Genomic DNA, 12,619 nt, shown 5'->3' on the forward strand with positions numbered 1-12,619 from the left:
GAACTCCGCGCTGAAGCGCTTGCGTTCCGTCTTGCCTTCTGATTTCTTCCTGCTCATCTGTCTCACTCCGGATTGCGATATTGAATCGCTTATCCGGGTGTCCGAAAAGCAGGGGCAGGATCATTATGCTTACCCATACGATCACCAAACTCGTCAAAGTCGAAGCTGTGAATCAGATTATCGCCCTTCTGTTCGAATTGCTTGAAAGCACTGCCACCATGCCCAGTCTGATCCACAGAGTACCAAGCACCATCTTTAGGATCCCGAAAATACTTCGCATGTCCTCGAAGCGCGTGCGCAGCACGCCGGCCATACCAGTCGCGAGCAGCGGCGCAGCGTGGGGCACGCCGTCGGCGGCTTCGATCAGTTTACCCGCGGCGTTGTAGCGATAGTCCTGCCGCCGCGCATCGAAACCCAGTTCGGCGACCAGCCGGTCGGCCTTGTCCCAGGCAAAGCGGTAGATGGCGCCGTTCTCATTGGTCAGCGCCAGCAGCCGGCCATGCACGTCGTACTGGTAGTGCAGCGTATGGCCCAGTGCGTTTTCCCGCCGCAGCGGGCGTCCTTCCGCATCGAGCGCATAGCGCGTGACTGCTCCGTTGGCGTCGTGATGGGCGACGAGACGGCCCAGCGCATCGTAGGCCAGGCGCTCGGTCGCACCATCCGGCGTAGTCAGGGCGACGAGACGGTCTTCGCGATTGATGCGCTGGTACTGGTAGTGTGTAATCTGCTCCAGCGCATCGGTGACGCGCAGCAGATTGCCGCGCTCGTCATAGGTGTAGCGCGTAAGCGAACCGACGCAGTCGCGGTAGGCGATCAGCCGCCCCGCCAGGTCGTAGCTCAGTTCCGCCGTACCGCCACGGGCATCGGTGATGCGCAGCGGCCAGCCCTGTGCACCGATTTCGTAGCGCGTGACGGCGCCGTCGGGCGTCACCGTCTCGATGCGATTGCCACGCGCGTCGTAACGGTGGCGCGTGGTGCGGTCCAGCGGATCGGTGATCCAGGCGAGCTTGCGTTCAGCGGTATAGCCCAACGTGTAGCGGCTGCCATCCGGCTGGGCTATCGTGATCAGATTGCCGACCGCGTCGTAGTCGTAGCGCGTGCGGCGGCCAAGCGCGTCGATGGTGGCGGTGCGCTGGCCGTAGGCGTCGAGCACGAAGCGCACGCTTGCGCCCTCGGCATCGGTATAGCCGGTATAGCGCTGATCGGCGTTGTGGTGGTGACATGGCAAGCTGGCTGCTGGCATCGGCCAGCGTGGCGCGGCAGTTGCCATGGTCGCAATCGAAGGTCTGGACATCGCCGCCAGCGTGCTGCTCGCGGGTGACATGGTCATCGGTGAACAGTACATTCCGGTCGAATCGGGAAGCCGCACCAGCGGCCTCGCCCATGGCTGAGAGCGGATGGTTGCCCCAGGCACATCAAGTCAGCCGATTATGCGAATAACGCCCTGCTCATCAAACACTTGGCTATCGACGGCGACATTTTCCTGCCGACCATCGCCACTTATACGAAGCATCCTATAAGGATTTGCTGTCTTATCGTCAGAAATCAGCACATCGGTACCGAAGATACGGGCCAAATAAGCAGCGGCATCGACAATTGAAGCTGTGCGCACTTGCGCGCCGACACTGTCGTTCAAATAAATCGAAAGCTGTTGTCCGTAGTCACCACATGACTGCCTGACAACCAAGCATGTCGCGGGAAGATCACGTAAGTCCGCGATGTCGTTGATTACCCCAACTTCGTGATACGCGCAGCCGATCATGTCGGCGAGGGCACGATGTATTTCGTCGTCAGCAAGCCTTCTCTCCGGCATCAAGTCGAACCAGATCATTGCCCTAATCTCCAAACATCCAACGCATGGGATGCCCCTTCCGGACCCGCAACACGGATTGCGATCTCCATAGCCTGCGGAGTATCACCAAATCGGTTAAAAATACCGAGCGCATCGAACTCGCCGCGATCCAGGTTGTGAAATCCCGGGCCGTCATGTGGCACAAGATGATCATCAAAACGCTGATAAGTTCTGCCGTTTACTGTGTAAAAATCACCATCTCTGACGCCCTGCCCTTTGTTGATGGCTTCTACATCAGCCCTCATGTCGATTTCTGGTTCCGCGACGGTGTTCTTTGTCTTTTTGACTCCGCCTTGCCTAATACTCCGAATGCTATGCCGCGAACTCAGCGGCGGACTGTAGTTGTAGATTCTCTTGGGGCCAATGTACAGACCGTAGCTCTGTCGATACAAAGTAGCAGGCTCAATCGCCCTCCTGCCCATCGCGGCATGGGCAGTCGCCAAGTCAAGCACTACCGCCCCCATCTGATTCGCCGCAGCCACCTGTTGCTCGGTGCCGCCGAGCACTCGCGTTACCGCCGCAGGTCCTCCAAAAAGAGGTCCCAGCAGCGTCATCGACAGAGTGTTGCCGAAGCGTAAATTGCGTTCCTCCAACCACGCAAACTCCGCATCCGACAATGCGGCTTCGAAACGCGGACCGGGTCGGTAAATATCATTGAGCAGCGAAAGATCGTGGCGCAGCCGTAACGATTCCTCCGGCGGTAGCGGCACCTTGCCATTCAAGTGTTCATTGAGCCGCTGTTGCTTTTCATCCAGGATAGATTCGGAAATCTGATCGGGCCATTGCTCGCATTCTTGCCTGAAAAGTCTCGGCCCAAGTTGATCCTTGGGATAACCCCAGGCGTCTTTTTCGGTCAGCAGCTTTTCCCACAGGCTTTTCGCCTCGTAGGCTTCCCGAACCTTTTCCAGCGGTTCGCTGCAGCGACCGGCACGGCGTCGCAGTAATTTCGGCGCGGGCGATCGCTGCGTAAACGTTACCAGTCGGCCATAGACTTTGTTACCGAGGAAGCCGTCGAGCGGAGATTGCGCATCTTTCACGCCGGATGAGATCCTCTCGGCCATCACACCGCTCCATTCATTTCGCAGGTATCGCCGTGACGTGCAGCCTTGCGGCTTTCGACGAAAACACTTTCGGAACCCGAAGTGACCCTGACATTTCCCTGGGCAAGCGACACGGCCGATTGGACCCCGGCACCAGCGTTGCCGATGATACCCGCAACGATACTATCGATCATCAGCACTTTTTCGCTGCGTGCCGATACGCTGCGGGCGTAGCTCGCCTTTTCCGGTCGTAGCAGGGCAACGATGTCGTAAGGGACGATCTTGTCGCCGACGCGACAGAAATCCGGTGTCACGCTGATGACCATGAATGCGTTCTCGGCATCAGCGATATGCGGCTCCATGCTCATGAATAGACTCCGCGGAAAGCGGCTTGTGTGCGCCGACCGTTCGCGATTAGCCGGTCGAAAATCTCGACGTCGACGATATCCCGACTTTGATCGAGCACTAGCCGCCAGGTCAGGTGCACCAGCATCAAATCCAGATCGACATGTAGAGTATCCAGGCGCAATGCTTCGCGGGTGCAATTGCCCGCGCCATCACGGCAGACAGCCTCCATCCAGACCTGCGGTAGCTGCGCACTGATCGCCGGAACATCGGCAAAGAAGCCCGCCAGTTGGATACCTTCGTCGCCAACCAAACCCCCAGGCACGATCTGGTCTGTCGGTGCATAGTGGAAATAACGCTCATCGAAGTCGGTAGGATAGTCGGGAATTTCCTCCCGCTGGAATTGTGCCAGCCAGCTTGCGCCGTACGTACCGGCGAAACGATGGCGCGGTGCCCAGTGCCGCGCAATTGGGCCGAGACCCGCAACACGGTGGAGCCGATTGGCGGAGCGGATCGGTGCATCAATGTACTCAATTTGGGGCCCTGGTACAGCACGCTCGTCCCTGTAGCGCGAGCAGCCACTATCGTGCAAACCGGAAAAACCGAACCATCCCGTCCCGCTGGGATTTTCCTCGAAAATTTGCATCTGCGCGTTGGGCGAGCCGTGTTTCTTAAACCGCCACCCACCATAGGCCAACTCGTAGCGTAGCGATACGTCCGTGGTCACAGCAGGTGAGGACAATGACCAGCCCAGCAGTCCACGCGTCCACTGACGCGGGCCGGTGAATCTCAGCATTTTTTGGATCAGCATCTGCTCGTCGCGAGTTACGCGCAGTAGCGCAGGCCAGTCGCGGCAAGGCCGTTCGTCCAGCGCTCGCACCGTGCCGGTGACGTAGACATCGCTACCCGGCTTGATCAGCAAGATATCAGTGGCGCACCGCAAACTGGATACTGCGGCATTGCTTTCATCCCAGACGCGGTCGGCGATGACAGGACCCCGATGCGCGGCAGCAGGCTGTAACCGCCCATTCCCTAGTACGAAACTGGCACAGACGATAACTACATCATGGAAGCGCCTCCCCTTCCCCATCTTGTCGAACTGCAGATGCGGAAACGGAGTGGCATTACGCAGTTGCCGAAGACGTGGCGCGGGGATCGCTGTCATTTGTGTCACCGGCCGTCACTGCGAACAGGGCCAGCAGCACCGCCGCTCGTCGACGTGCGGACGCTATTGGCAGCGGCATCAATCGTGCCTGCCGCTGTGGACATGGCCTTGAGTTTCCGCGCTGCCTTTCCGCTGCCAGCCATCGATGCCAGTTGTCCAGCCAACTCTAATAGCTGCTTTACCTTGCCCAGAATGCTGCCGGCTTTGTCCAACAAAATGCCGAGTTTGCTTGCAGGACTGTCTATCGGCTCGATCGTCGGTGGCGTAGGCACTGAGTCCGGCTGAATTGCTGCACTGCCATTCACCGGATTAAGCCAAATGTGTTCGCCATTTATGGTGACGTCATCGCCTTGCGCCGTGATGTTGATGCTCTTGCCGGTGATAGCTATGGAACCATCCGCCTTGAGTTGCAGAATGCTTCGACCGACACGAAGCGAAATTGTCTCCTCGTCCAGCTCAATATGGCTGCCGCTCCTGCCTCCAACAGCCAAGGAGTACTTCTTGCCGACGTTGGTGCTCTGAGCCTTGCCTACCGTCGTGGTGTCGTTCATTCCAACAACGCTGTTGCGCAACATTCCCACATTGAATGAATAAACCATCCCGATATTGACCATTTTGACGATGCCGACATTCTGCATGGACGCCATGCCAATCGTTTCCGTCTTGAACTTGCCGACCTTGATCGACCAGCTCTTGCCGATCTTGTCGCTCTCGTTCTTGCCGACTTTCTTGGTGCGGCTGCTGCCGATGGTCAGTGATTCGTTCTTGCCGACGCGGCGCGTGCGGTTGTCGCCGACGCTGTGGGTCTGGTTGTTGCCGATGCTGACGGTCTCGTTATTGCCGACGTCCTCGCGGCGGTTGTCGCCGATGCTGATTTTCTCGTTATGGTCGACGCGCTCGCTGCGGTCGTTGTGCACCGTGATGGTTTCGTTGTGGTCGACGGTTTCCGTGCGGTCGTGCTTCACATGCACGGTTTCATCGTGGTCGATGGTCTTGGTGCGGTCGTGGCCGACCCAGTGGGTCTCGTCGTTCTCGACTTCGATGTCCTGGTTCTTCTCGGCGTGCAGCCAGACCTGTTCCTCGCCCTTCTTGTCCTCGAAGCGCAGCGCATTGGCGTTCTGCCAGGTCGCGCCCATGGAGCTGCGGGTGAGGAAGCCCGACTGCGTCGCATTGGCCGGCAGGCCCCAGGGATGCGGGTTGTTCGTGTTGTAGACGCGGCCGACGATGATGGGCTGGTCCGGATCGCCGTTCAGGTGATCGACCAGCACTTCCTGCCCGATGCGCGGGATATGCACGCCGCCGAAGCCCGTGCCGGCCCAAGGATGCGATACGCGGATCCAGCAGGACGAATTCTCATCCTTCTTGCCGTAACGGTCCCAGTGGAACTGCACCTTCACCTGACCGTGTTCGTTGGTGTAGATCTCCTGGCCGGCGGGGCCGGTGACCACCGCGGATTCCGGGCCCATGGTGTGCGGCTTGGGCGTGCGCCGTTCCGGCCGGTACGGCTGGTCGGTCGGATGCACTTCCGCCGCAATCGTCAGGCGGTGCTCGCCGCTGTCCTCGGTCGCCTCGTAGTCGTTGTCGCTGAAATCGTATTCGGCGCCGACGACCAGGTATTCCTTGTTGTAATCGCCAACGACATGCTTCTCCAGCGTGAACAGCCGCCCCGGCGCGACGCCGCGTGCGCGGCCCTGGGAGAAGCTGCGCAGATGGCTGGATTGCAGTTCCTCCAGGCGCACGCGGGCGTACGGGTCGCCTTCGCCGAGCGTCGGGTAGCTGCCGGGGTAATCAAAAATGTCGTAGCTCGCGTGCGGATGGCCGGCGGGCTGCGCGCGCTGGGTCGTGAGATCCGCACTCGGCATCACGAAGTTGTAGTCGCGCGCGGCGTACTTGCCGCTCTGCACATTGCCGCCGGCGGCCCAGCCGTTGAAATGATCCTTGTCGGGGACCGACACATCCTGCGGATAGAACGGAATCGTGGCATAGCCCGGATACGGCGTGGCCAGGCCGATGTCGTCCGTCATCACCAGCGTATGCTCGCCGGCCGAATGCTCGAACCAGTACCAGATGCCTTCGTGTTCCAGCAGGCGCTGCACGAAATTCGCATCGGTCTCGCGGTACTGCACGCAGTAGTTCCACTTGCGGTAGCTGCGCGACAGCAGCCACTTGGTCTGGAACGGGTACATCGCCAGCACCTGCTTGACGATGTCGGGTGTCGTCATCTGCTGGAAGATGCGGTAGTCGCTGCGCCGCGTCGCGTACCACAGCCAGGGTTTGAGCTGCGCCACGTACAGATGCCGCCGCCCGGCTCTGCCGGCCGAGCGGAAATGCACGCACTGGCCGTTGAGATAGCGCCGCGCGCCGCCTTCCAACTCGAAATCCACCGTGATCGGCTGGCCCAGCAGCGCGGGCGCCGCCAGGCCCTTTTCCTCGCTCGTCAGCGTGAGCTGGAAATCGAACAGCTGCGACAGCGATTCCCGTCCCTGCAGGCTGTCGAAACGCAGCACTTCGGGGCCCAGGGGCGTGGTGACGTTCAGGGTGCGGTTCATGGCGAGTCCATTCGACGGATACGAACAGGAGCACCTTGCACTTCCCGCAAGGCGTGTTGACAGACAGAGAAAACCCCGGAGGCAAGCTTAGCAGAAACATTTTGTGACAATCTTCCGCACCGAAACATGACTTCCGGGACGCTAAAAAGATCATCAGTCCATCGTAGCTCCCGCGAACCCAATTCCCGGTCTGCTCATGGACACTGTCACTCCAGGCCGGATGCTCTCAGCCCGCGCTAAATCCCCGTCTGGGCATGGCTAGGCGAGTCTCTGGCCCCAGGCCCGAACGCCATCGACCGCCGCCGGGCGCAGGCTCCCGGCAACGGAATGGCACCGGGCCGCACTCACCTGACCCTAGGACCGGAACTGCTGCGTTCAAACGCCTGTCCCGAACGTCAGCACTTACCGCCATGTCCAGCGCTGCGCCCCAGGTCTCCGCTTATCGCCCTGCGCCTATGGCGACCAGGTACCGTCCTGAACGAGAATCGAGCTGGACGCCTGGGCGCCCATCTGCGATGAATGGCGCCGCTCTGGCCGACCCGACTTCCTCCGGAATTACCGCACCGCTCCTGCATAGCCTTTCCCATGCCGAATCGCCCCTTACAGATCAAGCACCTAGTGAAGGGTCTTCCCGCATGAGGGAGGAGTGTACGGACGAAGAACTGATGCTCGCCTACGGCCGCGGCGACGCGCACGCATTTGAAGCCCTGTACACGCGCCACCGCGGCACCCTGTACCGCTTCCTGCTGCGTCACTGCCGCGAGCGCGCCAGCGCCGACGAGTTGTTCCAGGAAACCTGGAGCCGCGTCATCGTCGCCCGCGAGCGCTACCGGCCCGAGGCCAAATTCACCACCTGGCTGCTGCAGATCGCGCACAACCTTGCGATCGATCTGGTGCGCCGCCATAGACCCCAGGCGGGGGCGGAGGAAACCGAGCTGGTCTTCCGCCAGCTCGACGCGCCGGAGGCCGAGCGCCCGGAACGGGTACTCAGCGAATTCGAGCAGCGCCGCCGCCTGCAACTGGCGCTGGAGGACCTGCCCGACGAGCAGCGCACGGCCTTCGTGCTGCGCATGGAAAATGGGCTGGGACTGGAAGAAATCGCCGAAGTGACCGGAGCAGGACAGGAAACGGTGAAATCGCGGCTGCGCTATGCATTCGCGAAGATCCGCGCAAGGTTTGCCGAATGACTCACCGAAACCACCACGAGCGCGAATTCGAAGCCTTCCTCGCCGGCGAAGAGTCCGAACTCGCGCGCCTGTACCGCCGCCTGCCCCAGGCCGAGCCGGATGCCAAGCTCGACGCCGCCGTGCTCGGTCTCGCCCGCGCCGCGGTGGAGCCGCAGCGGGTCAATGCCCTGCGCCACGCCAAGTCGCGCCATCCGCGGCCCTGGTGGCTGGTCGGTCTGAGCAGTGCCGCCGGCGTGGTGCTCGCCGCCGGCATCGCCTGGCAGATGCGCCACGGCTTCGACGGCCATCCGGCGGCAAACATGGCGCCGCCGTCGCCCAGCGCCCAGTCCGGCCGCGAGGTCATTCCGATCAGCGCCATCACGCCGCCGGTCGAAGCCGAGGCCCCGGCCGCGCCTGCCGCACCGCCGGCGCCTCCGCCGCCGGCCGCGTTCAACGACAGCGTATCCGGTGCCGCAGCCGCCAAGCCGCAGGCGCCGGGCCAGCGCCTGGCCAAGTCCGCCGCGCCGCGGCCTGATGCGGAACTGGCCAAGGCCAAGACCGAGGCCGCCGCGGACTCCGCACCGGTCACGCCGGTCGCGGCTGAACCATTGCCGGCACCGGCACCCGCCGCTGCGCCGGCGCCGGTACAGGCCAGCCCAGCCGAGATACAGGCCCAGTCCGCCAACGCAGGCGCCGGCAACGACGAGCTGGCCGCGCGCAGCGACAAGGGCGGCACCGCCGCGGCTCCCCAGCCCTTCGCCGACAGCGACCGCATGCCCGACCACAATTCCGTCGAACGCAAGGCGGCCATCGCCAGCGGATCGCGGCGCGAGGAATACGGCCTCAGCGCCGAGGAAGCCGTGACCGGCGAAGCCCTGGCGCGGCCGGAAATCCGCCAGCGCGCGGCGGTGGTGCGCGAAGAGTCCGACAAGGCCGCCAGCGACGTAGCCGACACGCTGCGCCGCACAGGGCAGGTGCCGAAGAAGGCAGCCGCAGCCGCCACGCCGCCGCGGCCGGCGGCAGACGCAAAACTCGCGGAAGCTCCCGCAACGGCCGCCACATTGCCCGCCGCAGCGACGCAAGCCGTCAGCACACCCGAACCCGCCGCAGCGTCTGCGCCTGCCACACCTCCCGCGGCCGATACGCGTGCCACGGCCGCAGCGGCCGCGCCTGCGGCAACGACCGCGGCGACGCCGCCGGCCGGCACACCACCGCTGGGCGGTGTCAGCGGGCGCAGCAGCGACGCGGCCGCGCGCCGCGCCGCCGCGCTGGAACACAACGCCAAACTGGCGCCGGCCAGGTGGGTGGAACAGATCCAGCTGCTGCTGCGCGAACAGCGTCGTGACGAGGCCAGGGAGAACCTGGACCTGTTCAGGAAGCGTCATCCGGACTACGTCCTGCCGGCGGAGCTGCGCGAACTGAAATAAGCCGTGGATCGCAGGTCGGCGGCGCCTGGATCAGACCGCCGACCGCCAGCGGGTGCCAGTCACCGGTGCCACGTCTGGAACACGTCGCCGGCATCACGCGGCCCAGGACTTCGCTGGCATCGCCATCTGCGCCGCCATTAATCGCCCGGCGCCGCCGCCAACACCACCGGCGGGTTTCGTGGGAGCCGCGCCGGCGGCGGCCGTGCGCATGTCCGAAACCATCACTGCCGCACACCTGCCATTGCGATCCACTGTCCGCCGTGCAATCGGCGATCACGCCTCAGGCTCCGGCGCTGTCACTGCCGCTGCCCACACCACACCGCCCATCCGCACAATTTCCACGCTGCCGCACCGCCCCGGCTTTGGCGATAATCGGCGCATGAGTCCCGTCTTATGCACCCTCGCGCAGCCCGCGACGGCGTTGCAGGAAATCAAGAAAAGCCGTTTCCTCTGCCAGGCCGCGCCGGTGTCCTCGCCGGCCGCGGCGCTGGCCTTCCTGCAGCAGGTCGCCGATCCCCAGGCCACGCACAATTGCTGGGCCTACCGCCTGGGCCAGAATTACCGTTTTTCCGATGACGGCGAACCGGCCGGCACCGCAGGCAAGCCCATGTTGCAGGCGCTCGACGGCCAGGGTTTCGATGCGGTGATGCTGGTGGTCACGCGCTGGTACGGCGGCATCAAGCTCGGCGCCGGCGGCCTGATGCGCGCCTACGGCGGCGTGGCCGCGGAGTGCCTGCGCCTGGCGGACAGGATCGTCCTGGTGCACAAGACCGAGGTCGGCTTCGCCCTGCCCTTCGCCGGTCTGGCTATCCTCAAGGCGCGGCTGGCCGAGTTCGAGGCCGATCTTCTCGCCGAGGAATTCACTGCCGAAGGCGCCGAGCTGCGCCTGGCCCTGCCCGATCCCCAGATGGCGGCGCTGGAACGCCTGCTGGCCGATCTCACGCGCGGCCGCAGCCGTCTGCGGCGGATCGACTGAGGCCTTGCTTGCGCCAGGCCGATACGGGAACCGCTGCGGCGGGCCAACCGCGCCGCCGTCTGCGCCCAGCCGATTGAACAGCCGCCTGGTGAACAGCCGCAGGCCTCTGGTCTGGCAGCCGATTGCAGCGAACCGGCCGGTCATCGGCCCGCCGCCGGTCCAATCCGGCAAGCGCATGCACGATCCCACTCCTCGAGCCGTCAACGGGGCAATTGAATCGCGCCCAAGCGTCACCATGACAACGCCGCTGACCGTGAGTTCACGGCGGCAGCCGGCCAACCCTTACCAGAAAACTCCATGACCGACTCCGCCCCGAATTCGCCGCGCCGCAGCCTGGGCTCGCTGACCTTGATCCTGCCGCTGCTGCGCCAGCACACCGGCCTGCTCGCGGGCTGGCTGATCTTCCTGGTGATCTCTTCCGCGGCGACCCTGTCCCTGCCGGTGGCCGTGCGCCATATGATCGACGCGGGCTTCGCCGACGCGAATCCGGCCAGCATCAATGCCAGCTTCCTCGCCCTGTTCGGTGTCGCGGTGGTGCTGGCGATCGCGACGGCGGGGCGCTATTTCTGCGTCAGCCTGCTCGGCGAGCGCGTGGTGGCCGATCTGCGCCAGCGCCTGTACAACCATCTGCTCACACTGGACCAGGCTTTCTTCGAGCGCACCCGCATCGGCGAGATCACCTCGCGCCTTTCCGCCGACAGCGAACTGGTGCAGATCGTGGTCGGCTCCAGCCTGTCGGTGGCGGTGCGCAGCGCGGCCACGTTCATCGGTGCCTCGGTGGCCCTGGTCTGGACCAGTCCGCGCCTGGCCGCCTACGCCGCGCTGGTGATTCCGCTGGTGATCCTGCCCATGGTGCTGAGCGGCCGGCGCCTGCAGAAACTCTCCAGCGACAATCAGGATCGCATCGCCGACGCCTCGGCCGTGGCCAACGAAACCCTCAACGCCATGCACGCCGTGCAGGCCTATGCGCGCGAACCCACCGAGAAGCAGCGCTACGCCGCCGCGATCAACCGCGCCATCGCCACCAGCCGGCGTCGCATTGGCGCCCGCGCGCTGATCACGGCGCTGGCCATACTGCTGGTGTTCGGCGCCATCGTGCTGGTGCTCTGGGCCGGCGCCAAGGCGGTGCTGGCCGGCGAGATCCGCGCCGGCGTACTGGGGCAGTTCGTGCTGTACGCGGTAATGGCCGGCGGTTCGGTCGGCGCGCTGACCGAAGTCTGGGGCGAGGTGCAGCGCGCCAGCGGCGCGCTGGAACGCATCACCGGGCTGCTCGCGACCCGGCCGGAAATTCATTCGCCGGAAGAGCCGCTGGCGCTGCCGCAGCCGCTGCAGGGGGCGATCGAATTTGAACACGTCGAATTCCGCTATCCCTCGCGGCCCGATACGGCGGCGCTGCACGATTTCAGCCTGCGCGTGCAGCCCGGCGAAACCGTCGCCCTGGTCGGCCCTTCCGGCGCCGGCAAATCCACGGTATTCCAGCTGCTGCTGCGCTTCTACGATCCGCAGTCCGGCCGCATCACCTTGGACGGGCGCGATCTGCGTGCAGTCGCCCTGCCGCAGCTGCGCGGCGCCATCGCCCTGGTGCCCCAGGACACGGTGATCTTCGGCGCCAGCGCGCTGGACAACATCCGCTTCGGCCGCAGCGACGCGCCGGAAGACGACGTGATCGCCGCCGCCCGCGCCGCCGAGGCGCACGACTTCCTCAGCGCGCAGAACGAAGGCTATGCCACGTACCTGGGCGAGCGCGGCGTGCGCCTGTCCGGCGGCCAGCAGCAGCGCATCGCCATCGCCCGCGCCCTGCTCAAGGATGCGCCGGTGCTGCTGCTGGACGAGGCCACCAGCAATCTCGATGCCCAGTCCGAAGCGGCCATACAAGGCGCGCTGGAACGCCTGATGCGCGGCCGCACCACCCTGGTCATCGCCCACCGCCTGGCCACCGTGCAGCAGGCCGACCGTATCGTGGTGATGGAAGGCGGGCGCATCGTCGCCCAGGGCACGCACGAACAGCTGCTGCGCCAGGACGGACTGTATGCCGAACTCGCCCGCCTGCAATTCGCCACCTGAAACGGTGACGCGCCTTCGCGCGTCCGCCGCCTCAC

The 12,619-nt window shown here is 64.2% G+C and carries 11 protein-coding genes; 5 read left to right on the forward strand and 6 right to left on the reverse strand.

Translation table 11 applies throughout. The annotated features are described in order from the left end of the window. Positions 1 to 172 precede the first annotated feature (172 nt). Positions 173 to 1,228, reverse strand: a complete 1,056-nt coding sequence (locus NM961_RS15710; RefSeq protein ID WP_255915359.1) for an RHS repeat domain-containing protein — start codon at positions 1,226 to 1,228, stop codon at positions 173 to 175. A 40-nt stretch (positions 1,229 to 1,268) separates the two neighbouring features. Between NM961_RS15710 and NM961_RS15715 the strand changes: the two genes are divergently transcribed. Further along, positions 1,269 to 1,391 (forward strand): hypothetical protein, encoded by a 123-nt coding sequence (locus NM961_RS15715; RefSeq protein ID WP_255915360.1) that lies wholly within the window; start codon positions 1,269 to 1,271, stop codon positions 1,389 to 1,391. Between the two features lie 29 nt (positions 1,392 to 1,420). On the opposite strand, the gene NM961_RS15720 is transcribed toward NM961_RS15715, so the two are convergent. Genes NM961_RS15720 through NM961_RS15740 form a run of 5 tightly spaced genes read right to left on the reverse strand, consistent with a single transcriptional unit; the run spans position 1,421 to position 6,951 of the window. Further along, a complete protein-coding gene (locus NM961_RS15720; RefSeq protein WP_255915361.1) occupies positions 1,421 to 1,831 on the reverse strand; it encodes a hypothetical protein in 411 nt (136 codons plus the stop codon). Next, positions 1,828 to 2,913: a hypothetical protein gene (locus NM961_RS15725; protein ID WP_255915362.1), complete on the reverse strand. Its 1,086-nt coding sequence runs from the start codon at positions 2,911 to 2,913 to the stop codon at positions 1,828 to 1,830. The genes NM961_RS15720 and NM961_RS15725 overlap by 4 nt, the downstream gene beginning before the upstream one ends. Beyond that, positions 2,913 to 3,260 (reverse strand): PAAR-like domain-containing protein, encoded by a 348-nt coding sequence (locus NM961_RS15730; protein WP_255915363.1) that lies wholly within the window; start codon positions 3,258 to 3,260, stop codon positions 2,913 to 2,915. Before NM961_RS15730 ends, NM961_RS15725 begins: the two co-directional genes overlap by 1 nt. Then, positions 3,257 to 4,402, reverse strand: coding sequence for a DUF2169 family type VI secretion system accessory protein (locus NM961_RS15735; protein ID WP_255915364.1), 1,146 nt, complete (start codon positions 4,400 to 4,402; stop codon positions 3,257 to 3,259). Before NM961_RS15735 ends, NM961_RS15730 begins: the two co-directional genes overlap by 4 nt. A 5-nt stretch (positions 4,403 to 4,407) precedes the next feature. Further along, complete coding sequence (locus NM961_RS15740; RefSeq protein ID WP_255915365.1) at positions 4,408 to 6,951, reverse strand: type VI secretion system Vgr family protein; 2,544 nt, start codon at positions 6,949 to 6,951, stop codon at positions 4,408 to 4,410. A gap of 635 nt (positions 6,952 to 7,586) precedes the next feature. Between NM961_RS15740 and NM961_RS15745 the strand changes: the two genes are divergently transcribed. The 4 genes from NM961_RS15745 to NM961_RS15760 all read left to right on the forward strand — a co-directional run bounded on the left by NM961_RS15745 (position 7,587) and on the right by NM961_RS15760 (position 12,584). Continuing rightward, on the forward strand, positions 7,587 to 8,138 hold the full coding sequence (locus tag NM961_RS15745; protein ID WP_255915366.1) for an RNA polymerase sigma factor: 552 nt from the start codon (positions 7,587 to 7,589) through the stop codon (positions 8,136 to 8,138). Next, positions 8,135 to 9,544 carry a hypothetical protein gene (locus NM961_RS15750; RefSeq protein ID WP_255915367.1) on the forward strand — a complete coding sequence of 470 codons (1,410 nt, stop codon included), beginning with the start codon at positions 8,135 to 8,137 and terminating at the stop codon, positions 9,542 to 9,544. Before NM961_RS15745 ends, NM961_RS15750 begins: the two co-directional genes overlap by 4 nt. A 379-nt stretch (positions 9,545 to 9,923) precedes the next feature. Beyond that, a complete protein-coding gene (locus NM961_RS15755; protein WP_255915368.1) occupies positions 9,924 to 10,520 on the forward strand; it encodes an IMPACT family protein in 597 nt (198 codons plus the stop codon). A gap of 297 nt (positions 10,521 to 10,817) precedes the next feature. Further along, positions 10,818 to 12,584: an ABC transporter transmembrane domain-containing protein gene (locus NM961_RS15760; protein ID WP_255915369.1), complete on the forward strand. Its 1,767-nt coding sequence runs from the start codon at positions 10,818 to 10,820 to the stop codon at positions 12,582 to 12,584. Positions 12,585 to 12,619 lie beyond the last annotated feature (35 nt).

Source organism: Tahibacter harae (genome assembly GCF_024437735.1).
In the GTDB taxonomy this organism is placed as follows: Bacteria; Pseudomonadota; Gammaproteobacteria; order Xanthomonadales; family Rhodanobacteraceae; genus Tahibacter; species Tahibacter harae.

Bases quoted from the DNA above. Each gene is read 5' to 3' on its own strand.
- NM961_RS15730 (WP_255915363.1), bottom strand. From the start codon at position 3,260: ATGAGCATGGAGCCGCATATCGCTGATGCCGAGAACGCATTCATGGTC.
- NM961_RS15745 (WP_255915366.1), top strand. From the start codon at position 7,587: ATGAGGGAGGAGTGTACGGACGAAGAACTGATGCTCGCCTACGGCCGC.
- NM961_RS15755 (WP_255915368.1), top strand. From the start codon at position 9,924: ATGAGTCCCGTCTTATGCACCCTCGCGCAGCCCGCGACGGCGTTGCAG.
- NM961_RS15720 (WP_255915361.1), bottom strand. From the start codon at position 1,831: ATGATCTGGTTCGACTTGATGCCGGAGAGAAGGCTTGCTGACGACGAA.
- NM961_RS15740 (WP_255915365.1), bottom strand. From the start codon at position 6,951: ATGAACCGCACCCTGAACGTCACCACGCCCCTGGGCCCCGAAGTGCTG.
- NM961_RS15725 (WP_255915362.1), bottom strand. From the start codon at position 2,913: ATGGCCGAGAGGATCTCATCCGGCGTGAAAGATGCGCAATCTCCGCTC.
- NM961_RS15735 (WP_255915364.1), bottom strand. From the start codon at position 4,402: ATGACAGCGATCCCCGCGCCACGTCTTCGGCAACTGCGTAATGCCACT.
- NM961_RS15750 (WP_255915367.1), top strand. From the start codon at position 8,135: ATGACTCACCGAAACCACCACGAGCGCGAATTCGAAGCCTTCCTCGCC.
- NM961_RS15760 (WP_255915369.1), top strand. From the start codon at position 10,818: ATGACCGACTCCGCCCCGAATTCGCCGCGCCGCAGCCTGGGCTCGCTG.
- NM961_RS15715 (WP_255915360.1), top strand. From the start codon at position 1,269: ATGGTCGCAATCGAAGGTCTGGACATCGCCGCCAGCGTGCTGCTCGCG.